This is a genomic window from Escherichia sp. WS33 (assembly GCF_046486385.1).
Taxonomy (GTDB): Bacteria; Pseudomonadota; Gammaproteobacteria; order Enterobacterales; family Enterobacteriaceae; genus ECMA0423.
Genome location: NZ_JBJQLJ010000009.1, coordinates 68,905 through 91,424, shown reverse-complemented (window position 1 = coordinate 91,424; position 22,520 = coordinate 68,905). Strand labels below are relative to the sequence as shown.

The 22,520-nt window shown below is 52.6% G+C and carries 22 protein-coding genes; 3 read left to right on the top strand and 19 right to left on the bottom strand.

Annotated elements, in window-relative coordinates:
* Positions 1 to 6 precede the first annotated feature (6 nt).
* Positions 7 to 900 carry a TIGR01777 family oxidoreductase gene (locus ACJHXA_RS10045; RefSeq protein ID WP_001028343.1) on the top strand — a complete coding sequence of 298 codons (894 nt, stop codon included), beginning with the start codon at positions 7 to 9 and terminating at the stop codon, positions 898 to 900.
* A gap of 47 nt (positions 901 to 947) precedes the next feature.
* Here ACJHXA_RS10045 and rpnB read toward each other — a convergent pair whose 3' ends face one another.
* The 16 genes from rpnB to pdxB form a co-directional block, all read right to left on the bottom strand.
* Entirely contained in the window at positions 948 to 1,850 is a 903-nt protein-coding gene (rpnB, locus tag ACJHXA_RS10040) for a recombination-promoting nuclease RpnB (RefSeq protein ID WP_000156113.1), read from the bottom strand.
* A 196-nt stretch (positions 1,851 to 2,046) separates the two neighbouring features.
* Positions 2,047 to 2,820 carry a histidine ABC transporter ATP-binding protein HisP gene (hisP, locus tag ACJHXA_RS10035; RefSeq protein ID WP_001293612.1) on the bottom strand — a complete coding sequence of 258 codons (774 nt, stop codon included), beginning with the start codon at positions 2,818 to 2,820 and terminating at the stop codon, positions 2,047 to 2,049.
* A 7-nt stretch (positions 2,821 to 2,827) separates the two neighbouring features.
* On the bottom strand, positions 2,828 to 3,544 hold the full coding sequence (locus ACJHXA_RS10030; protein WP_000569958.1) for an ABC transporter permease: 717 nt from the start codon (positions 3,542 to 3,544) through the stop codon (positions 2,828 to 2,830).
* On the bottom strand, positions 3,541 to 4,227 hold the full coding sequence (gene hisQ, locus ACJHXA_RS10025) for a histidine ABC transporter permease HisQ (protein WP_000965518.1): 687 nt from the start codon (positions 4,225 to 4,227) through the stop codon (positions 3,541 to 3,543). The genes ACJHXA_RS10030 and hisQ overlap by 4 nt, the downstream gene beginning before the upstream one ends.
* A gap of 89 nt (positions 4,228 to 4,316) precedes the next feature.
* Complete coding sequence (gene hisJ, locus ACJHXA_RS10020; protein ID WP_000737621.1) at positions 4,317 to 5,099, bottom strand: histidine ABC transporter substrate-binding protein HisJ; 783 nt, start codon at positions 5,097 to 5,099, stop codon at positions 4,317 to 4,319.
* Between the two features lie 220 nt (positions 5,100 to 5,319).
* A complete protein-coding gene (gene argT / locus ACJHXA_RS10015) occupies positions 5,320 to 6,102 on the bottom strand; it encodes a lysine/arginine/ornithine ABC transporter substrate-binding protein ArgT (RefSeq protein WP_000748261.1) in 783 nt (260 codons plus the stop codon).
* A gap of 265 nt (positions 6,103 to 6,367) precedes the next feature.
* Positions 6,368 to 6,937 carry a flavin prenyltransferase UbiX gene (ubiX, locus tag ACJHXA_RS10010; RefSeq protein WP_000825704.1) on the bottom strand — a complete coding sequence of 190 codons (570 nt, stop codon included), beginning with the start codon at positions 6,935 to 6,937 and terminating at the stop codon, positions 6,368 to 6,370.
* A 94-nt stretch (positions 6,938 to 7,031) separates the two neighbouring features.
* Positions 7,032 to 8,549, bottom strand: a complete 1,518-nt coding sequence (purF, locus tag ACJHXA_RS10005; RefSeq protein WP_000334220.1) for an amidophosphoribosyltransferase — start codon at positions 8,547 to 8,549, stop codon at positions 7,032 to 7,034.
* A gap of 36 nt (positions 8,550 to 8,585) precedes the next feature.
* The gene (cvpA, locus tag ACJHXA_RS10000; protein WP_000262113.1) at positions 8,586 to 9,074 is read right to left on the bottom strand and encodes a colicin V production protein; all 489 of its coding nucleotides are present in this window, start codon (positions 9,072 to 9,074) and stop codon (positions 8,586 to 8,588) included.
* Positions 9,075 to 9,332: 258 nt separating this feature from the next.
* Positions 9,333 to 9,995 carry a cell division protein DedD gene (dedD, locus tag ACJHXA_RS09995; protein ID WP_103262126.1) on the bottom strand — a complete coding sequence of 221 codons (663 nt, stop codon included), beginning with the start codon at positions 9,993 to 9,995 and terminating at the stop codon, positions 9,333 to 9,335.
* The gene (gene folC / locus ACJHXA_RS09990; protein ID WP_000584575.1) at positions 9,985 to 11,253 is read right to left on the bottom strand and encodes a bifunctional tetrahydrofolate synthase/dihydrofolate synthase; all 1,269 of its coding nucleotides are present in this window, start codon (positions 11,251 to 11,253) and stop codon (positions 9,985 to 9,987) included. Before folC ends, dedD begins: the two co-directional genes overlap by 11 nt.
* 69 nt (positions 11,254 to 11,322) lie before the next feature.
* Positions 11,323 to 12,237 (bottom strand): acetyl-CoA carboxylase, carboxyltransferase subunit beta, encoded by a 915-nt coding sequence (gene accD, locus ACJHXA_RS09985; protein ID WP_000118404.1) that lies wholly within the window; start codon positions 12,235 to 12,237, stop codon positions 11,323 to 11,325.
* Between the two features lie 155 nt (positions 12,238 to 12,392).
* On the bottom strand, positions 12,393 to 13,052 hold the full coding sequence (locus tag ACJHXA_RS09980; protein ID WP_000364331.1) for a DedA family protein: 660 nt from the start codon (positions 13,050 to 13,052) through the stop codon (positions 12,393 to 12,395).
* Between the two features lie 82 nt (positions 13,053 to 13,134).
* Positions 13,135 to 13,947, bottom strand: coding sequence for a tRNA pseudouridine(38-40) synthase TruA (gene truA / locus ACJHXA_RS09975; protein ID WP_001283590.1), 813 nt, complete (start codon positions 13,945 to 13,947; stop codon positions 13,135 to 13,137).
* Positions 13,947 to 14,960: an aspartate-semialdehyde dehydrogenase gene (locus ACJHXA_RS09970; protein ID WP_001289162.1), complete on the bottom strand. Its 1,014-nt coding sequence runs from the start codon at positions 14,958 to 14,960 to the stop codon at positions 13,947 to 13,949. The genes truA and ACJHXA_RS09970 overlap by 1 nt, the downstream gene beginning before the upstream one ends.
* Positions 14,961 to 15,025: 65 nt before the next feature.
* Positions 15,026 to 16,162, bottom strand: coding sequence for a 4-phosphoerythronate dehydrogenase PdxB (gene pdxB, locus ACJHXA_RS09965; protein ID WP_000699121.1), 1,137 nt, complete (start codon positions 16,160 to 16,162; stop codon positions 15,026 to 15,028).
* A 98-nt stretch (positions 16,163 to 16,260) separates the two neighbouring features.
* Between pdxB and flk the strand changes: the two genes are divergently transcribed.
* Positions 16,261 to 17,256, top strand: a complete 996-nt coding sequence (gene flk / locus ACJHXA_RS09960) for a flagella biosynthesis regulator Flk (protein ID WP_000615813.1) — start codon at positions 16,261 to 16,263, stop codon at positions 17,254 to 17,256.
* On the opposite strand, the gene ACJHXA_RS09955 is transcribed toward flk, so the two are convergent.
* Positions 17,253 to 18,431: an MFS transporter gene (locus ACJHXA_RS09955; protein WP_000127762.1), complete on the bottom strand. Its 1,179-nt coding sequence runs from the start codon at positions 18,429 to 18,431 to the stop codon at positions 17,253 to 17,255. The two genes, flk and ACJHXA_RS09955, sit on opposite strands and share 4 nt — an antisense overlap.
* A gap of 301 nt (positions 18,432 to 18,732) precedes the next feature.
* Positions 18,733 to 19,953, bottom strand: coding sequence for a beta-ketoacyl-ACP synthase I (gene fabB, locus ACJHXA_RS09950; RefSeq protein WP_000817178.1), 1,221 nt, complete (start codon positions 19,951 to 19,953; stop codon positions 18,733 to 18,735).
* 158 nt (positions 19,954 to 20,111) lie between these two features.
* Between fabB and mnmC the strand changes: the two genes are divergently transcribed.
* Positions 20,112 to 22,118 carry a bifunctional tRNA (5-methylaminomethyl-2-thiouridine)(34)-methyltransferase MnmD/FAD-dependent 5-carboxymethylaminomethyl-2-thiouridine(34) oxidoreductase MnmC gene (gene mnmC, locus ACJHXA_RS09945; RefSeq protein ID WP_001533118.1) on the top strand — a complete coding sequence of 669 codons (2,007 nt, stop codon included), beginning with the start codon at positions 20,112 to 20,114 and terminating at the stop codon, positions 22,116 to 22,118.
* A 120-nt stretch (positions 22,119 to 22,238) separates the two neighbouring features.
* On the opposite strand, the gene ACJHXA_RS09940 is transcribed toward mnmC, so the two are convergent.
* Entirely contained in the window at positions 22,239 to 22,517 is a 279-nt protein-coding gene (locus ACJHXA_RS09940; RefSeq protein WP_000559764.1) for a YfcL family protein, read from the bottom strand.
* Positions 22,518 to 22,520: the final 3 nt, after the last annotated feature.

The window sequence follows — 22,520 nt, the reverse complement described above, 5'->3', positions numbered from 1 at the left end:
GGCTGCATGAACATAGTGATCACCGGAGGGACGGGATTAATTGGTCGCCATTTGATTCCGCGTTTGCTGGAGTTGGGCCATCAAATCACGGTAGTGACGCGTAACCCGCAGAAAGCCAGTTCCGTTCTCGGCCCTCGGGTGACACTATGGCAAGGGCTAGCCGATCAAAGCAACCTCAACGGCGTTGATGCGGTAATCAACCTGGCCGGAGAACCGATTGCTGATAAACGCTGGACTCACGAGCAAAAAGAGCGTCTCTGCCAAAGCCGCTGGAATATCACGCAAAAACTGGTCGATTTGATTAATGCCAGCGACACGCCGCCGTCGGTACTCATTTCCGGCTCGGCAACGGGCTATTATGGCGACTTAGGTGAAGTGGTGGTTACCGAAGAGGAACCGCCGCATAACGAATTTACTCATAAACTCTGCGCCCGCTGGGAAGAGATTGCCTGCCGGGCGCAAAGTGACAAAACGCGAGTGTGCCTGCTGCGAACCGGCGTGGTACTGGCACCGGACGGCGGTATTCTCGGTAAAATGCTGCCACCGTTTCGTCTTGGCCTGGGCGGGCCGATTGGTTCCGGTCGGCAGTATCTTGCCTGGATTCAAATCGATGATATGGTCAACGGCATTCTCTGGCTGCTGGATAACGAGCTGCGCGGGCCATTTAATATGGTTTCGCCCTACCCGATACGCAATGAACAATTTGCCCATGCGCTCGGTCATGCGCTGCATCGCCCGGCTATTTTGCGCGTCCCCGCAACCGCCATTCGGTTGTTAATGGGCGAATCTTCAGTACTGGTATTAGGTGGACAACGCGCGCTGCCTAAACGGCTGGAAGAAGCGGGTTTTGCGTTTCGTTGGTACGATTTAGAAGAGGCGCTGGCGGATGTCGTTCGCTGATGTGGTTTACTGCAAACATCCGCCAGTTAACTCCCGGTGTTACAGGGTTAGTGGCTTTGCGCTATAAGATCGTCTGGCGATAGTCGGGTCACCATCATAACTAACTCTCTGTCTAAACCTCTATCCAGCATCTCCTGAGCAATACGCAGGGCTTCTTCGCGTTTGCCCAGAATTAATCCATCATTCCGCCCTTCTTCACGTAATCTGTCAGCAATGGTCATCAGTTTCTCCTTTTCTTGTGGTGCGCGTTCTGCTATCTCACCAATAAATGCACGGAAACGCTGGGCATCTCCCGTTTGTAATACATAATTAAACAGGGCTTTTAGCTGTCTGTCATTAGTGTTCCCTGTAACTAGCAGCGAAACAATTTGGTCGACTAATCCCAACAGATCGCGCTGACGAATATGTTTCTGAATTAACTCCAACAGCGCCATTTTGCGGTGTTGCATAATCTCGTCATCCGGCACCACGGTAATATCCACCAACGGAAAAGCCGATGAATATATTTTACGGGCAATCGCAGGCTCAGCAAATTCATCAAGCCAGCAGAGTGAATAAGGATAAGGACTTCTGCAACCATGATAAAACAGCATCGGGATCACCAATGGAAGCTCTTTATAGCCCGCATCAAGATGGTTTTGCATTGCCGCAATGGAATAACGCATCATGCGAAAAGCCATTAATTCTTCCGGCTTACTTTGGTGCTCTATCACTACATAAATATAACCCACTCCCTCCTGCGTTTTCACAGACCACAAGAGGTCGGAATAATATTGCCGCAGGTCGTCATCAATAAAACTGTTTGGTTCCAGTTTAAGCGTCGTTAAATCACACAGTTTGCGCAGCGGCGCGGGAAGATGAATATCAATAAAATCCCGCGCGGTGTCTGGATGGCGTAAAAAAGATTTAAATACCGCATCATGCGGCGTGGAAGTTGTCGATATTGTCATGGCGTTCCGTCACCCATCAAATTTAAGATGACGCGACAATAACCACGATTAACACCCAATGCAGCAGGCAGTTTTTATCTTTGGACAGCGAATTCAGAAGTATTTTTAGCGGACTGCAACTTTTACATTTCAGCGGAAGCTGACTCGCAAATTCCCCATGAAAATACTCCGGCAGCGTTAGCCACCGGAGAGGAAATTATTTCAGCGATCCCTTAAGGAACTGTTGCAGACGAGGGCTTTGCGGGTTGCCAAATAACTGCTCCGGCGCGCCCTCTTCTTCTATTTTCCCCTGATGGAGGAAAATGACGTGAGTAGAAACATGGCGAGCAAAGCCCATTTCGTGAGTCACTACCACCATGGTTTTCCCCTCTTCTGCCAGTTGCTGCATAATACGTAACACTTCGCCTACCAGTTCAGGATCGAGCGCCGAGGTAGGTTCATCAAACAGTAAAACTTCCGGTTCCATCGCCAGCGCCCGCGCGATAGAAACACGCTGTTGCTGACCGCCGGAAAGATGCACCGGATATTTCCCCTGCGCACGTTCGTCTATCCCGACTTTTGCCAGATACTTCACCGCCCGCTCGCGCGCTTCCTGCTTGCTCAGGCCCAACACCTGAATCGGCGCTTCCATGACGTTTTCCAGCACCGTCATATGGCTCCAGAGATTGAAGTGCTGGAATACCATCGTCAGGCGTGTGCGCAGTAAGCGCAGTTGATTTTTATCGGCGACTTTGAGTTGACCGTCTTTGTCGCGCACCAGATTGATCGTCTGGCCATTGACCACGATCGACCCTTCACTCGGTTTTTCGAGGAAGTTAATGCAGCGCAGAAAGGTACTTTTCCCCGATCCCGACGATCCGATGATGCTTATTACATCTCCGGCATTCGCTTGCAGTGAGACCCCTTTCAGCACTTCATGTTCGCCGTAGCGTTTGTGCAAATCGATAACGTTTAATTTATTCTCGGACATCGTATTCTCAGTGCGTTGAAGAAGGTTTCACATGCTGCAACCAGCGTTTTTCCGCTCTGCGAAAGAGGCTGATCAGGACATAAGAGATGATTAAATAGAGCACCGCGGCAATGCCGAAGGCGGTAAAAGGTTGATACGTGGCGGCGTTAATATCGCGGGCTATTTTCAGCAGATCCGGCACAGTGGCCGTAAACGCCAGCGCAGTAGAGTGCAGCATCAGGATCACTTCGTTGCTGTATGCCGGTAACGCAATACGCAGCGCAGAAGGCAAAATAATGCAACGATACATTTTAAAAGTCGAGAAGCCATAGGCTCTGGCGGCTTCAATTTCCCCATGCGGAACCGAACGGATTGCCCCAGCAAAAATCTCGGTAGTGTAAGCGCAGGTGTTAAGCGTCAGCGCCAGCACGGTACAGTTCAGGCCACTGCGGAAGAAAGCGTTAAGGAATTCGGTTCCCTTAACAATCTCAAGCGTGTACATGCCGGAATAGAACACCAGCAACTGAACATACAGCGGCGTACCACGAAAAATATAGGTAAATAACCAGATTGGAAACTGGATGTATTTATTACTGGAGACACGACCAATCGCCAGAAACAGCGCCAGGACTCCGCCTATCACTACCGACAAAATAAGCAGCCACAGAGTGATCGCCACACCAGTAAAGCGATAACCGTCGGTCCACAGCAGCGGTTTCCAGTATTCATGTAAGATTTCGATCACAGGTCAGCCCTCTTCACACCCACGGAGTAGCGGCGCTCAAGGAACAGCAGCACACCATTGGAAACAGTGGTGAAAACCAGGTAAATCACGCCACAGACGATGGCGAAATAGAACGGTTCCCAGGTACTTTTGCCTGCCAGTTGGGTGGCTTTGACCACATCTTCCAGGCCGAGTAACGAAACCAGTGCGGTAGATTTGAGGATCACCTGCCAGTTGTTGCCAATGCCTGGCAGGGCGTAACGCATCATCGCCGGAAACATGATCCGCCGAAACACTTGCCCACGAGTAAAACCGAACGCCGTCGCCGCCTCTATATGCCCTTTCGGCACTGCCATAAACGCGCCACGGAACGTTTCGGTAAAATAAGCACCGTAGATAAAACCGAGAGTAATAATACCAGCGACCATCGGATCGATATCAATCTGCCCGACGCCCATCGCCTCCGTCACCGTGTTTAGTGCAATCTGCAAACCGTAGAAAATCAGCAGCATCAACACCAAGTCCGGCACGCCTCGAATCAGCGTGGTGTACCCTTCGAAAATCAGCCCCGAAAGCCGATTTTGCGAGAGCTTACCGCCAGCGCCAATTAAACCGATGATTACAGCGAGCACTACAGAACTGATAGCCAGCTCCAGCGTGACGAGCGCACCCTGTAAAATAACACCTGAAAACCCATACAACATGCTGCCTGTCCTGTCGTGTGTGGTGAATTACCGCCTCTTGTCTCCCTCCGGTTACCCGAAGGGAGCGGGCTTTCTTTCACCGATGGCGATTAACCGCCATAAACATCAAAATCGAAGTACTTTTTCGCTAATTTCTCGTAAGTACCGTCAGCGCGCATTTCGGCAAAGGCTTTGTTCAGTGCCTCGCGCAGTTCGTTATCTTCTTTACGCAGGCCCATGCCGGTCCCTACGCCAAACAGTTTTTCATCTTTAACAGACGGGCCACCGAATTTGTAATCTTTACCGACAGGTTGTTTGAGGAAACCTTCGCTGGCAGCGACCTCATCCTGGAACGCGGCATCAATACGTCCGGCAGTCAGGTCAGAATAAATGTTGTCCTGCCCCTGATACGAGACGATTTCAATGCCTTTTGGTGCCCAATGTTCATTACCGAACGTCTCCTGGGTGGTGCCCTGCAATACGCCTACCCGTTTGCCTTTCAGCGACTCGACTGTCGGCTGAATGTCGGAATTTTTCGCCACCACCAAACGAGAATCGGCAGCGTACAGTTTGTCGGTGAAGGCTATTTCTTGCTGACGTTTTTCCGTAATGGAAAGCGATGACATGATGGCGTCAATCTTCTTCGCTTTTAAGGACGGGATTAACGCATCCAGCGGATTTTCGACAAACGTACATTGCGTATTGATGCGTTTGCATAATTCCTTTGCCAGATCGATATCGAAGCCAACCAGTTCGCCTTGTGAATTTTTTGATTCAAATGGCGCATAGGTCGGGTCGGTACCGATGCGGATGTTTTGCGGAATCGCAGCAAACGCCGCAGTTGCGCTGGAGAAGGCCAGAACCAGAGAGAGCGATAGCACCAGTTTTTTCATAATGTCCTCAACTGACAGTCTTTTTATAGGGAATATTTACAGGTTTGTTACACTTATCGTGCCATAAAATTGACCATCAAGGCAAAATATCCCGCCCCGTTAGACGTATTATTTTTCATTAAAAATGCTTAAGTATGCATTTCAATGCACCACGATAGTGCAACAAACCTGGCGTGCACCATGATGATCATTCCATCAGGTACAGCTTCCCAGCGACGTATCAGTCACCGTAGACATTAAAGTCGAAATACTTTTTCGCCATCTTGTCGTAGGTGCCGTCCTGACGCAGCTCGCCAAGCGCCTTATTGAAGGCAGCCGTCAGTTCAGCATCATCTTTACGTAGCCCTACACCGGTGCCATCACCGAAGTATTTTTTGTCTTTTACTGATGAGCCAGCAAAGGCGAAATCTTTACCAGCAGGTTGCTTGAGGAATCCTTCGCTGGCAGCAACTTCATCTTGTAACGCAGCATCCAGACGTCCTGCAGCCAGATCGGAATAGACCAAATCCTGGTTGGCATAGGCCACCACATCCACGCCTTTGCTACGCCAGGTCTCGTTAGCGTAAGCTTCCTGGGTTGATCCCTGCAGCACACCAACATGTTTACCTTTCAGTGAATCCAGCGTTGGCTGAATCGGTGAACCTTTGGCAGCAATCAAACGAGAATCTGCGGCGTACAGCTTGTCGGAGAAGGCAATCTCCTGCTGACGTTTATCGGTAATGGAAAGCGACGAAATAATGGCGTCGATTTTTTTCGCTTTCAGTGAGGGGATCAGCGCGTCAAAGTCACTGGCAACCCAGGTACATTTCACCTGCATCCGTTTGCACATCTCGTTACCGAGATCGATATCAAAGCCAACAAAATCACCTTTAGCATCTTTCGACGAGAACGGCGCATAGGTGGTATCGGTTCCGATACGTACCGTCTCCGGTAGCGCCGCATAGCTGGAAGCCGCTGCGGAGAGACCGACTAACAAAGACAGAGCGAGAATCGACTTCTTCATACATAACCCTCAAGTGAAAATGGCTTTTTTATGTTGTGTATTGTGTTGTGTGTTTGCAGGCTCTTTCATGCAGGTCTTATGCCATCTTGACGACAACAGTAACATTCAACGTTAAATATGTTAATAAGACGTTGCATTATTGTCCTGAAGTTGAAGATAGCAGGTATAGCGGTTGAATCGCAGCGTTTCGATTGAATGGCAGAAACAAAATGTCGAGGATTTGATCGCGGTTGCAAAATTGCCCTGAAACAGGGCAACAGCGGAGTTATGCGCCCTGCCAGCGGGCAAAGAGATCTTCAGGAAGGGTTATTGCAAACTGGTCAAGAACACGATTAACCGTCTGATTTATCACATCATCAAGGGATTGCGGGCGATGATAAAACGCCGGAACGGGAGGCATAATCACCGCACCGATTTCTGCCGCCTGAGTCATTAAACGCAGATGGCCTAAGTGCAATGGTGTTTCACGCACGCAGAGCACCAACGGGCGACGCTCTTTCAGCACCACATCTGCCGCACGGGTCAGTAAGCCATCAGTATAGCTATGGACAATGCCGGAAAGGGTTTTGATTGAACAGGGTAAAATCACCATCCCCAGCGTCTGGAAAGAACCGGAAGAGATGCTGGCGGAAATATCGCGCGCATCGTGCGTGACATCAGCTAATGCCTGCACTTCGCGCAGGGAAAAATCCGTTTCGAGGGATAAGGTCTGGCGCGCCGCCTGGCTCATCACCAGATGCGTTTCGATATCTGTGACATCGCGCAGAACCTGTAATAAGCGCACGCCATAAATCGCGCCGCTGGCACCGCTGATGCCTACAATGAGTCGTTTCATAAATAGTTGCCCTGTCAGACTTGCAGGCAGACTTTGCAGTATTTCGGCGGGAGTTGCAAGTCAGGGTGCCAGACCGGCACCCTCAGCGAAGGCATCATCCTTCGTTATGCATTTCGAGATTTTCCACTTCGTTCTGACGTTGCACTGCTTTGGCGTCATCATTACGTAACGTATCGAGGAAATCGAGGTAGCCCTGATCAACATCTTTGGTGACGTAGACGCCGTTGAACACCGAGCATTCAAACTGCTGGATATCCGGATTTTCAGCGCGAACGGCGTCGATCAGATCGTTCAGATCCTGGAAAATCAACCCGTCAGCACCGATGATCTGGCGAATTTCATCAACTTCGCGACCGTGAGCGATCAGTTCCGTGGCGCTCGGCATATCAATACCATAAACGTTCGGGAAGCGAATTTCCGGTGCCGCAGAAGCGAGGTACACTTTCTTCGCTCCGGCTTCGCGTGCCATCTCGATAATCTGCTCAGAAGTGGTGCCACGGACGATGGAGTCGTCGACCAGCAGGACGTTTTTATCGCGGAACTCGGCGCGGTTGGCATTCAGTTTACGGCGCACGGACTTACGACGCAGCTGCTGGCCCGGCATGATAAAGGTGCGGCCAACATAGCGGTTTTTAACGAAGCCCTGGCGGTACGGTTTGCCCAGAATACGAGCAATTTCCAGCGCGATATCACACGAGGTTTCTGGGATCGGGATCACCACGTCGATATCCAGATCTTCCCATTCGCGGGCAATTTTCTCGCCCAGTTTCGTGCCCATATTCACACGCGCGCTGTAAACGGAAATTTTGTCGATGAACGAGTCCGGGCGAGCAAAGTATACATACTCAAACAGGCACGGATTGCTGACCGGATTGTCAGCACATTGACGGGTAAACAACTGCCCTTCTTCAGTGATGTAAATCGCTTCGCCCGGCGCGACGTCACGCAGGAAATCAAAGCCCAGCGTATCGAGCGCTACGCTTTCGGAAGCGACCATATATTCTGTACGGTTCTCGTCAATATCACGTTTTCCCAGTACCAGCGGACGAATCCCGTTTGGATCGCGGAAAGCAACCATACCGTGGCCGATAATCATCGCCACACAGGCATATGCGCCGCGGATTAAGCGGTTTGTGGCAGCAATGGCAGCGAAAATATTGTCGGCTTCCAGCGGGTAGTGGCGGAAGTTGTCCAGCTCGCTAGCGAAGATATTAAGCAGAATTTCCGAGTCGGAAGTGGTGTTGATGTGGCGGCGTTTTTCTTCAAACAGTTTTTTACGCAACTCGTGAGCGTTGGTCAGATTGCCGTTGTGGGCAAGCGTAATGCCATACGGGGAGTTAACGTAAAACGGCTGCGCTTCAGAGGCGCTGGAGCTGCCAGCCGTAGGGTAACGCACATGACCAATGCCCATATTGCCCTGCAAACGCTGCATATGGCGAGCTTCAAATACATCGCTCACCAGCCCGTTCGCTTTACGCAAACGGAAGCAGTTATTGGCATCTATGGTGATGATGCCGGCGGCATCCTGACCGCGATGCTGAAGCACCGTTAAGGCATCATAAATCGACTGGTTAACCGGCATAACACCGGCGATACCGACAATACCGCACATACGTCTTTTTCCTCGTTAAGCCACATCTCAGAGCACTTACGCTCTGGGCAAGAAACTTGACGAGCTTTGCAGATAATCAAAAAACCATCTGATGATAAAACTGAACTGCGGGATCAGCTGTGATTTGCTCCAGTCTTCGCTTTTCGACACCCCGGTAAAGGAGTCGAGAAAGAAGAGAATGGCGGCAACAATCAACACACCGCGCAACGCACCGAAACAGACGCCCAGCACCCGATCGGTGCCTGACAACCCCGTTTTCTCCACCAACTGGCCTATCACGAAGTTCACGATAGCACCAACGATCAGGGTAGCGATAAACAGTACCGCGATGGCAATTCCATTTCGAACCAGTTCGTCTTCAAAGCCCGTAAACCAGACTGACAGGTAAGTGTAGTAATGACTGGCAACAAAGAAAGCACAACCCCATGTCACCAGCGATAACGCTTCACGAACAAAGCCGCGGATCAGGCTAACCAGAGAGGAAAAAGCAATCACCGCGATTATGGCGTAATCAATCCAGACCATATGTGTCCCACGATTTTACGCCCTGTCATCCTGTTCGGGGCGCATTCTAACAGAAAAAGAAAACGTTTGCGTAGGGATTTCCTTCCCGCGCATCAATAAAAATGGCGCTGAAAAAATATTCAACGCCATCGACTTTTTATGCCTTTGCGGCATCGTGCAATGCGTGTCGGATGCGGCGTAAACGCCTTATCCGACCTACGGTTCTAACACTGCCCAGGCCTGATAAGACGCGCCAGCGTCGCATCAGGCAAGACTGTATTAATTCGGCGTATAGCCCATTACCACGCCACTTAAGCCAGAAAGTTGCTTCAACTCACCCAGCGAACCTTTCAGCTTATCTTTCGAGGCATCCGGCCCAACCAGAATACGGGTAATTTTACCCTGCACTGGCGTGGATGGCGACGTATAAACCCGATAACCGGCACCGCGCAGCTTACCGACAATCTCATTCACTTTATCGGCATTTTTCAGCGCACCCAGTTGCACAACATAGGCTTTACCCGTTGGCGCTGCTTTTTCTTCCACGACCGGCTTCGGTTCTGGCTTCGGCGCAGGTGGTGCTTCAACCTTCGGTTTAGGCGGCTCCACCGGTTTCGGCTTCGGTGGGGCGACCGGTGCAGGTTCCGGTTCAAACTCGGTGTTATTGGCTGCAATAGTGGTCGGATCGAGCGACGGTGCTGCGGCATCACCTGCCCGCACCTCTTCCGCTGCGCCTTCCGGCGGCTGCGTCGGCAACGCCTGGGTGGCGGCTGGCATCATATCAGGCTCATCGCGATCGCCCGCTTTCGGCACCAGCGGGATAGCCGCGAACTCATCCTGATAATGTTTTTTCTGCCCGTCCAGCAGCCCTGGAAGTACAATCACCCCCAGCGCCGCCAGCACGATCGTGCCCACTAACCGATTCTGAAACTTACTTGCCACCGCTTCTCCTCGCGTCAATCACTTCCATGACATGTGCGACAGTGTGGAAAGAACCACACACCAGCACGGTGTCTTCCGCTTTAGCGTCCGCCATTGCGGCATCCCATGCCTGCGCAACGCTATCAAATGATTTGCCGTTACCCAAATGCTCAAGCAGTTGTTCTGCCGTGGCACCGCGCGGCCCTTCCAGTGGCGCACAATACCAGTCATCAACCACGCTTTTCAACCAGGCCAGAGTTCCGGCAATATCTTTATCATGTAGCATACCGATAACCGCCAGCACGCGCCCGTTTTTCGGTAGCGCTTTCATACGCCCGGTGAGATATTCCGCCGCATGTGGATTATGCGCGACATCAAAAATAACGCGTGGCGACTCGCTCACAATCTGGAAACGTCCCGGCAAAATTGCGCTGGCAATCCCGTCGCGAATGGCATTTTCACTGACTTCCAGCCCGCTGGCACGCAGTGCCGCCAGCGCCGTTGCGGCATTCGGTTGCGGGACAAGCGGCAACGGCAGATTTTCCAGCGTGCCGTGAGCATCGCTAAACGCCCAGTCATGATCGGTGACGGAATAGTTCCACTCAACGCCCCGACGTTGTAACAGTGCACCTTTTTCCTGTGCCACATCAGCAATGGTAGAAGGCATTTCCGGCTCACCGACAATTGCCGGTTTTTCGCTGCGGAAGATGCCTGCTTTCTCGCGACCAATACTTTCGCGATCTGGACCCAGCCAGTCGGTATGATCCAGCGCAATACTGGTTACTACCGCGACATCGGCATCGACAATATTGGTTGCGTCCAGACGACCGCCCAGCCCTACTTCCAGAATCACCACGTCAAGTTGTGCCTGCTTGAACAGCCACAACGCCGACAGCGTACCGTACTCGAAATAGGTCAGGGAAATATCACCGCGTGCCGATTCAATCTCCGCAAAAGAGGCGGTGTGGGCCGATTCCGGCAATTCCTGGCCCTGCACACGTACGCGCTCGGTATAACGCACCAGATGCGGTGAACTGTAGACGCCCACTTTGTACCCTGCCGCCATCAGAATCGACTCCAGCGTACGGCAGGTGGTGCCTTTGCCATTCGTACCCGCAACGGTAAACACAAATGGCGCTGGTTTCAGAACGCCAAGACGCGCCGCGACCTGGCTCACGCGCTCAAGGCCGAGATCGATAGTTTTACTGTGCAGGTTTTCCAGATAAGAAAGCCACGAAGCCAGAGGCGACGCGGCTTGAGGAGTGCGTTTGATAATCATGGTATCCGCTGATTCGTTACGGTGAGAATAGCAAAAGGGCAGAGCCAGTGGCCCTGCCCTTATCAGTTATCAGGCCTCAGGTTCCTGATCCGGTACCGGGGGTACCACTACGCCTTCACGCGGCGCTTCAGGATTCGGCGCTGGCAGATTCATCAACTTCGCCAGAATGCTCGCCAGTTTCAGGCGCATTTCCGGACGACGGACGATCATGTCGATCGCGCCTTTCTCGATCAGGAATTCACTGCGCTGGAATCCTGGCGGCAGTTTTTCGCGAACGGTCTGTTCGATAACACGCGGACCGGCAAAGCCGATTAACGCTTTCGGTTCAGCGATGTTGAGATCGCCCAGCATGGCGAAACTTGCAGAAACACCGCCCATCGTCGGGTCGGTCAGCACGGAGATGTACGGCAAGCCGCGCTCCTGCATTTTTGCCAGTGCCGCAGAGGTTTTCGCCATCTGCATCAGCGACATCAGTGCTTCCTGCATACGTGCGCCACCAGAGGCGGAGAAGCAGATCAGCGGGCAGTTATCTTCCAGCGCCTGCTCAACGGCACGCACGAAACGTGCACCCACAACAGACCCCATTGAACCGCCCATAAAGGCGAACTCGAATGCCGCAGCGACAACCGGCATTCCATACAGAGTGCCTTTCATCACCACCAGCGCATCTTTTTCGCCAGTTTCTTTCTGCGCAGATGCCAGACGGTCTTTATACTTCTTGGAGTCACGAAACTTCAGCACATCTTTCGGCTCAAGCTCGCTACCCAGCTCCACAAGGCTTCCTTCATCTAACAGGCTATGCAGGCGATTACGCGCTGTCATACGCATGTGATGGTCACACTTCGGACAGACCTCAAGATTACGTTCCAGCTCAGCGCGGTATAAAACCTGACCGCAGCTATCACACTTAGTCCACACCCCTTCAGGAATGCTCGCCTTGCGGGTGGGAGTAATGTTGCTTTTAATTCGTTCAATCCAGCTCATTAGGGACCTTTCTGTCTGAACCTGGTTCGATGCCAGTTTTATCTTTGGGGACGCATAATGCCATTTTTGCCCCCAACAGACCATGAATGTTGCACATTAAAACATAACAGCCCGAAACTTTGGATAAAAAAGTGGTCGAACCGCGGAGTTACTTTTTATTTTGCGGCGCGTGCCGCAGCGCGTTTGTGACGAATAAATTCGAAAACCCCAGGCAATATTGAAACAAAAATAATGCCAACAATCATCAGCTTAAGGTTGCTCTGAATGAAGGGGAGCGTGCCGAAGAAATAACCCGCGTAGGTAAAAATCAGTACCCACAACAGTGCGCCGATCACGTTATAAGCGGCGAAATGACGGTACGACATGTGGCCCATTCCCGCAACAAACGGGGCGAACGTTCTGACGATCGGTACAAAACGGGCGAGAATAATCGTTTTGCCTCCATGTCTCTCGTAAAACTGATGAGTCTTATCAAGATAACTGCGACGAAAGATTTTCGAATCCGGGTTACTGAACAGTTTGTCACCAAATAACCGTCCAATGGTATAGTTCACTGCATCACCGACAATAGCGGCAATCAACATAAGCACCACCATCATATGGACATTGAGATCGTTAGTTTCCAGCGACGCCAATGCACCAGCAACAAACAGCAGCGAATCACCAGGCAGGAATGGCGTTACCACCAGCCCCGTTTCGCAGAACAGAATCAAAAACAGAATGGCATAAACCCAGACGCCGTACTCCGCGACCAGCTCTGCCAGATGCACGTCAATGTGCAGGATAAAATCGATGAGGAAATAAATCAGGTCCATATTTGCCTATGCCTTGTACTCGTCATCTTTCAGGCTGTAACTACGTTGGCTACAGCCTGAAATGTTCCGAGCATTATTCTCGTTAGTCCGCCAGAAATAGCGGGCCCATTGGCGGTTTTGGAAGATCATACCGGTCAGGGTAATCCACCGCGACCAGATACAGCCCTTCCGCTTTTGCCGTTGCTGCCGCCAGCGTTCTGTCCTTTGCCGCCAGCAACTCTGCTATCCAGCTCTCCGGCTGGTTGTGGGCACCGACTTCCATCAGGCTGCCGACAATATTCCTGACCATATGATGTACAAAGGCATTCGCTTTGATATCTACCACCACATAAGGACCGTGACGCGTGACATTAATATGCATAACGTTACGCCACGGGGTTCGGGACTGGCACTGCACCGCACGGAACGAGGTGAAATCATTCTCGCCCAGCAAGCATTGCGCAGCCCGATGCATCCGTTCAGCGTCCAGCGGTTCGTAAAAATGGGTTACCCCTTTACTCAGTACCGCCGGGCGCAGCCGATGATTGTAGATGATGTAGCGATAACGGCGAGCCGTGGCGCTAAATCGGGCATGAAAATCATCAGGTACAGCTTTAACCCAACGCACGGCGATGTCACCAGGTAAATTCGCATTTACGCCCAAGGTCCACGCCGCGTCTTTGCGCTGCGCGGTCGTTTCGAAATGCACTACCTGCCCGGTACCGTGTACACCAGCGTCAGTACGCCCGGCGCAGAAGACGGTAATGGGTTCGTTCGCCACCTGGGAGAGCGCCTTTTCCAGCTTCTCCTGCACACTGCGGACTTCATTCTGCCGTTGCCAGCCGTAATACTTACTGCCGTCGTACTCAATGCCCAGCGCAATTTTATAAACTGGCGGTTGTTGCTGGTCGGACATTAGTACAGATACTCCTGCACCAGTTTCTCGGCGATTTTTACTGCCATCAGCGCGCCGCCAAAGCGAACGTTATCGGCCACCGACCAGAACTGGACTTGCTCCGGCATACCGTAGTCATTACGCACGCAGCCAACAGAAAGATGCGGCGTACCCGAAGCATCCCCTACCTGAGTCGGGAATTCGTTCTCTTCAGAGAGCACAATATCTTCGCCCTGAGCAAACGCATCACACGCTTCTTCTGCCGCCAGCGGACGCAGTGCTTCAAAGTTGACCATCTGGGCATGACCGTAGAATACCGGTGCCTGGACGACGCTTGCCGAAATCATCAGCCCTTCGTCCTGCAGGATTTTGCGTACTTCGTCAACGATACGACGTTCTTCACGCACGCTACCTTCGCTATCCGGCAACAACGGCAGCATATTGAACGCCAGTTGACGACCGAAGAAATCTTCTTCGTCAATCGGAATGCCGTTGAGCAATTTCGCACTCTGCCCCGCTAACGCATCGACCGCTTTTTTGCCCTGGGCGGAGGCTGAAATCAGGCTGGTAACACTGATACGCGACAAACCGCCCTGATCGATTAACGGTTTCAGTGCCGCCAGCAGCTGGCTGGTCAGACTGTCTGGTACGGCGATGACATTCCGGTTGCGGTAATCGGTCAGTACAAACGGGTTTACTTCCGGCACCACCAGCGGTACGTCGGGTTCGAGAGCAAACAGTCCGCTGCTGTCGATCACCAGGCAACCTGAGTTGGTCGCTTCTTCAACCCAGGCAGCGGTAGCTTCTTTGCCTGCGACAAAAAATGCCAGCTGCGCCTGCGTCCAGTCGAATTCAGCGGCATCCTGCACGGTGATTGTCTTACCACCAAAGCGCAGTTGTTCGCCTGCGCTTTCGTTACGTGCCAGTGCATAAATTTCCCCAACCGGGAACTGACGTTCAGCCAGCGTTTCAAGCAGGGCTTCGCCCACAGCGCCAGTTGCGCCCAGGACGGCAATGTTCCAGCCTTCAGACATGGTGGTTTACTCCAGAAATAGCAAAGCTCCCTGCCAATGTTACAGCAGAGAGCATGAAGAAGAGATTAACGTGCCGGATGATGAACGGCGTTAAAACCCAGTTTACACAGCAATGATGCCGCACTGGCGTCATCACAAATTACATACAGAGATGACCATTCACGGCGCTCAAGATAGTTTTTGCGCAGTTTATCGAACTCACCCGGTATCCCGGCGACTTTACGCAGCGGTGCGTCATCGCGGCGCACATCATACACCAAATGCACCAGCCTTTTCAGCGTCGGTTGATCGAGCGGGCCATGCAGCGTAATGCGACCAAACTCTGGCGCGGGCAGTAATGTATCCAGCGCAACGTGCTGTTCATGCCCAATAAACTTGCTATAGGCTTCAAACACTTGCGTAGTACCGCGTGCTTTACCTTCCAGGGTATAGCCTGCGATATGCGGCGTGCCGATATCCACTTTTGTCAGCAATTCCACGTTAAGTTCCGGTTCGCCTTCCCAGACATCCAGCACTACGCTTAACTTCTGGCCTTCATTCAGGCAGGTCAGCAACGCAGTATTATCGACGACTGCGCCACGGCAGGCGTTAATCAGAATCGCTCCCGGCTTCAGGCTACGGATCAGTTTTTCATCCGCCAGATGCAGCGTTTTGTACGGCCCATCTTTGAAGAGTGGCGTATGGAAAGTCAGAATATCCGCATGCTGAACTAATTCATCCAGCGAGCGGAAATCACCCTCATCCCCACGGTCAGCGCGAGGCGGATCGCAAAGCAAGGTTTTAATCCCTAACGCTTCCAGTCGCGCTTGCAATCGACGTCCAACGTTACCAACGCCCACGATCCCCACCGTACGGTCGTGCAGTGAAAATCCATCGCGTTCGGCAAGCATCAGCAGGGAGGAGAAAACATATTCCACCACCGCAATCGCATTACAGCCAGGTGCCGCGGAAAAACCAATTCCCGCCTGCTTTAACCATGCTTCATCGACATGGTCGGTCCCTGCTGTGGCAGTACCAACAAATTTAATGGGTTTTCCTGCCAGCAAAGATTCATTCACTTTCGTGACCGAACGCACCATCAGCGCATCCGCGTCTGCCAGTTGAGCGACGGGGATTGGACGCCCGGGAACCGCGGTCACCTCACCCAAACGGCTAAATAAGTCGCGGGCATAAGGCATATTTTCATCAACAAGGATTTTCACGTTTGTGTTACCTGTATGAGACGAGAGTTAACCGGACAAGTGTGCCATAATCTCGCGGCCAGGCATACTTGCGAAGATTTCAGGTATAAGGATACGTAATGATACAACCTATTTCCGGCCCTCCTCCTGGGCAACCACCAGGTCAGGGAGATAACCTGCCGTCTGGCGCGGGCAATCAGCCTTTATCCAGTCAGCAACGTACTTCGCTGGAAAGCTTAATGACGAAAGTGACCTCACTGACGCAACAGCAAAGAGCAGAACTGTGGGCGGGTATCAGGCACGATATTGGTCTGTCGGGAGATTCACCGCTGCTTTCGCGTCACTTCCCTGCCGCTGAACATAATCTGGCGCAACGTCTGCTGGCCGCGCAAAAAAGCCATTCTGCCCGCCAGCTTTTAGCGCAATTAGGCGAGTATTTACGTCTGGGGAATAATCGTCAGGCGGTCACGGATTATATCCGTCATAACTTTGGTCAGACGCCGCTGAATCAGCTCTCACCGGAGCAATTAAAAACCATTCTCACCCTGTTGCAGGAAGGGAAGATGGTTATTCCGCAACCGCAGCAGCGCGAGGCGACCGACCGTCCTTTATTACCGGCGGAGCACAATGCGCTCAAACAGCTGGTGACCAAACTTGCGGCGGCAACGGGGGAACCCAGCAAACAGATCTGGCAATCGATGCTGGAACTTTCCGGGGTGAAAGATGGCGAGTTAATTCCAGCGAAACTGTTTAACCATCTGGTGACCTGGTTGCAGGCGCGCCAGACGTTAAGCCAGCAAAATACGCCGACGCTGGAATCACTACAGATGGCGCTAAAACAACCTTTAGATGCCAGTGAACTGGCGGCGTTATCGGCATATATCCAGCAAAAATATGGCCTTTCTGCGCAATCATCGCTTTCTTCTGCCCAGGCCGAGGATATTCTTAATCAGCTTTATCAACGGCGGGTTAAAGGGATTGATCCGCGTGATATGCAACCGCTGCTTAATCCTTTTCCACCGATGATGGACACGTTGCAAAATATGGCAACGCGTCCCGCGCTGTGGATACTGTTAGTCGCGATTATCCTGATGCTGGTCTGGCTGGTTCGTTAGCCCCGACGAAATGACAGTATCGTGACAATAATTCCCAGCACCGCAGAGATCGCCCCGGCAAGAAATACCGAAGAGTAACCAAACGTGGTCGCCAGCATTCCCGCCAGCGGCCCGGAGACGCCGAGGGCGATATCCTGAAACGCGGCGTAACCGCCCAGTGCGGTGCCGCGAACTTGTGAGGGGACGCGTTTAACCACCTCCACGCCCAGCGCAGGAAAGATAAGCGAACATCCGGCTCCGGTTAACGCCGCGCCCGCTAATGCGACCCACGCACCTGGGGCTTGCCAGAGCAACAACAAGCCCACCGTTTCTACAAGCAGAGAGACAATCGCCACTTTCACGCCGCCAAAACGGTCCGGCATCCAGCCAAACATGACGCGCATCACGACAAATGCGCCGCCAAACGCGGTAAGAGTAAAGCCCGCCATCGCCCATCCTTTGCTGGCAAAGTAGAGCGAAACGAAAGTCCCGATAACCGCAAAACCAACGCCTTGTAGTGCCAGCCCTAACCCTGGTTTCCAGATAAACCCGACAACGCTCCACAGCGATGGACGTTCTCCCGCCAGGGCCGGTACTTTGCGCACTGTGCCGTTACAGGCCCACGCCAGTAAGGGTAATACCATTGTGGTGATCGCCAGTGCGGCAAAACCGTAATGGCTATGAATCAACAGGCCAAGCGGAGCACCAACAGCGAGGGCACCGTAAATCGCCATTCCATTCCATGACATCACTTTGCCAGAGTGTTTTGCCCCTACGATGCCTAACCCCCAGGTCAGAGCGCCTGTCAGTAACTGGCTTTCACCAAACCCAAGAATCAAACGCCCGATGACCAACAGGGCAAATTTGAACGGTGCGGAGACAGGCAAAATCGCCGCCAGCAGCAACGCGCCGCCAGCCAGACCACAAGCTAACATCCCCTGAAGCGCCGAACGTTTTGCGCCATATTGATCGGCCAGTCGCCCGGCATAGCCACGCGTCAGCACCGTAGCCAGAAACTGAATCCCGACGACAATCCCGACCATGGTATTGCCATAGCCCAGATCATGATGAACAAACAGCGGGATAACCGGCAACGGCAGCCCTACGGTCATGTAGGTGAGAAAAACCGCAAAAGCGATGCGGAAGAGCGAAAAATTGGCAGAAGATCGTGTTTCGGTTTGGCTTACAGCAGTCATGCATTACTCCAGAATGCAGCGCAAGGCGAGGAGTATCCCCGTCTCATCTCTCTGGTTTCAGGGTTACAGTGCGTTGGCAGGATTTAACGCGTACGTCTTTTCAGAAGGAAATCGACAAAGCGGGAAGTTTGCCTGGAACAGGCGGCGATTGTCAATGATGTGAAAAAGGGAACCATCAGGTTCCCTTTTGCGTTAGTGCCGGAGGCCGCATTAGCGCGTAACGTAGGATGCGACGCTGGCGCGTCTTATCCGACCTACTCCGACTACTCCGACTACTCCGACTACTCCGGCCTACTGCGAATTAATCTTTCAGCTTGCGCATTACCAGCGTGGCGTTGGTGCCGCCGAAGCCGAAGCTGTTAGACATAACGGTGGTCAGTTCGCGATCGGTCGTTTCGGTCACGATGTTCAGACCTGCAGCCTGCTCGTCCAGCTCTTCAATGTTGATGCTCGGGGCGATAAAGCCGTGTTCCAGCATCAGCAGAGAGTAGATAGCTTCCTGTACGCCAGCAGCGCCCAGAGAGTGACCGGTCATGGCTTTGGTTGCAGAAATCGCCGGGCTCTTATCGCCGAACACTTCACGGATAGCTGCCAGTTCTTTCACGTCGCCAACCGGAGTCGAAGTACCATGAGAGTTCAGGTAATCGATTGGGGTATCAACGCCGTGCATCGCCATCTTCATGCAGCGTACTGCGCCTTCGCCAGACGGAGCAACCATGTCTGCACCATCAGAGGTTGCGCCGTAGCCAACGATTTCAGCATAGATGTGAGCACCACGCGCCAGCGCGTGTTCCAGCTCTTCAACCACTACCATACCGCCGCCGCCAGCGATAACGAAACCGTCACGGTGAGCGTCGTAAGTACGGGAGGCTTTTTCCGGGGTGTCGTTGTATTTAGTAGACAGCGCACCCATCGCGTCGAATTCGCAGGCCATTTCCCAGCACAGCTCTTCGCCGCCGCCAGCAAACACGATGTCCTGTTTGCCCAGTTGGATCTGCTCTACTGCGTTACCGATACAGTGTGCGGAAGTCGCACACGCGGAGCTGATGGAGTAGTTAACGCCATGAATTTTAAACGGCGTGGCGAGGCAGGCAGAAACGCCGGATGCCATCGCTTTGGTGACCACATACGGGCCAACCGCTTTCAGGCCGCGCGGGCCGCGCATTGCGTCAGCGCCGAACACCTGGAAACGCGGGGAACCGCCGCCAGAACCTGCAATCAGGCCAACGCGCGGGTTATTCTGGTAAGCTTCCGGAGAAAGGCCCGCATCTGCGATTGCCTGCTCCATAGAAAGGAATGCATAAATGGATGCGTCGCTCATAAAGCGCACAACTTTGCGGTCAATGAGGCCAGTGGTATCCAGTTTTACGTTGCCCCAGACGTGGCTACGCATGCCGGAATCCTTCAGCTCCTGAGAGAAAGTGATCCCTGAACGTCCTTCACGCAGAGATGCCAGGACTTCCTGCTGGTTATTACCGATGCTGGAAACAATGCCCAGGCCAGTAATCACTGCACGTTTCATTCAATACCTCTGTAAGTCGCACATAGAGTAAGTTTCGAATGCACAATAGCGTACACTTGTACGCCGAACAAGTCCGATCAGCCATTTAATAGAGAAATTTGCGCAGCCTTACACACATCGCTAAGATCGAGCCACCGCCTGTAAGACGAGTAACTTACGTGAAACACTACTCCATACAACCTGCCAACCTCGAATTTAATGCTGAGGGTACACCTGTTTCCCGAGATTTTGACGATGTCTATTTTTCCAACGATAACGGGCTGGAAGAGACGCGTTATGTTTTTCTGGGAGGCAACCAATTAGAGGTACGCTTTCCTGAGCATCCACATCCTCTGTTTGTGGTAGCAGAGAGCGGCTTCGGCACCGGATTAAACTTCCTGACGCTATGGCAGGCATTTGATCAGTTTCGCGAAGCGCATCCGCAAGCGCAATTACAACGCTTACATTTCATTAGTTTTGAGAAATTTCCCCTCACCCGTGCGGATTTAGCCTTAGCGCATCAACACTGGCCGGAACTGGCTCCGTGGGCAGAACAACTTCAGGCGCAGTGGCCAATGCCCTTGCCCGGTTGCCATCGTTTATTGCTCGATGAAGGCCGCGTGACGCTGGATTTATGGTTTGGCGATATTAACGAACTGACCAGCCAACTGGACGATTCGCTAAATCAAAAAGTAGATGCCTGGTTTCTGGACGGCTTTGCGCCAGCGAAAAACCCGGATATGTGGACGCAAAATCTGTTTAACGCCATGGCAAGGTTGGCGCGTCCGGGCGGCACGCTGGCGACATTTACGTCTGCCGGCTTTGTCCGCCGCGGTTTGCAGGACGCCGGATTCACGATGCAAAAACGTAAGGGCTTTGGGCGCAAACGGGAAATGCTTTGCGGGGTGATGGAACAGACATTACCGCTCCCCTGCTCCGCGCCGTGGTTTAACCGCACGGGCAGCAGCAAACGGGAAGCGGCGATTATCGGCGGTGGTATTGCCAGCGCGTTGTTGTCGCTGGCGCTATTACGGCGCGGCTGGCAGGTAACGCTTTATTGCGCGGATGAGGCCCCCGCACTGGGTGCTTCCGGCAATCGCCAGGGGGCGCTGTATCCGTTATTAAGCAAACACGATGAGGCGCTAAACCGCTTTTTCTCTAATGCGTTTACTTTTGCTCGTCGGTTTTACGACCAATTACCCGTTAAATTTGATCATGACTGGTGCGGCGTCACGCAGTTAGGCTGGGATGAGAAAAGCCAGCATAAAATCGCACAGATGTTGTCAATGGATTTACCCGCAGAACTGGCTGTAGCCGTTGAGGCAAATGCGGTTGAACAAATTACGGGCGTTGCGACAAATTGCAGCGGCATTACTTATCCGCAAGGTGGTTGGCTGTGCCCAGCAGAACTGACCCGTAATGTGCTGGAACTGGCGCAACAGCAGGGTTTGCAGATTTATTATCAATATCAGTTACAGAATTTATCCCGTAAGGATGACTGTTGGTTGTTGAATTTTGCAGGAGATCAGCAAGCAACACACAGCGTAGTGGTACTGGCGAACGGGCATCAAATCAGCCGATTCAGCCAAACGTCGACTCTCCCGGTGTATTCGGTTGCCGGGCAGGTCAGCCATATTCCGACAACGCCGGAACTGGCAGAGCTGAAGCAGGTGCTGTGCTATGACGGTTATCTCACGCCACAAAATCCGGCGAATCAACATCATTGTATTGGTGCCAGTTATCATCGCGGCAGCGAAGATACGGCGTACAGTGAGGACGATCAGCAGCAGAATCGCCAGCGGTTGATTGATTGTTTCCCGCAGGCACAGTGGGCAAAAGAGGTTGATGTCAGTGATAAAGAGGCGCGCTGCGGTGTGCGTTGTGCCACCCGCGATCATCTGCCAATGGTAGGCAATGTTCCCGATTATGAGGCAACACTCGTGGAATATGCGTCGTTGGCGGAGCAGAAAGATGAGGCGGTAAGCGCGCCGGTTTTTGACGATCTCTTTATGTTTGCGGCTTTAGGTTCTCGCGGTTTGTGTTCTGCCCCGCTGTGTGCCGAGATTCTGGCGGCGCAGATGAGCGACGAACTGATTCCGATGGATGCCAGTACGCTGGCGGCGTTAAACCCGAATCGGTTATGGGTGCGGAAATTGTTGAAGGGTAAAGCGGTTAAGGCGGGGTAATCTGCTCTCGCAGTGTTTGCCGGATGCGGCGTGAACGCCTTATCCGACCTACGTGTGACGTGTAGGCCTGATAAGACGCGATAAGCGTCGCATCAGGCATGGTGCTCCAGACGCCGCAACTTACTGCTGTGACGCCTGCTGAAACAGGTTTTCCCACATATCGGTCACCAGCGCCTGGTCACGCGGCGACAATTCACCGGCACCAATGGCTTTTTCCAGACTCTGGCTAACGGTCGTATGCACCGCCTGAGCGGAGTGGTCATCACCACTTTCCAGTTCTGCGATGGCTAATGTCAGGTGGCCACGCAAATACCCACTGGCAAACAACTCATCATCACTGGCATGGTCAACCATACCGTCGATTAATGCCAGAATGCGTGATTCAAACTCCGCGATCATCTT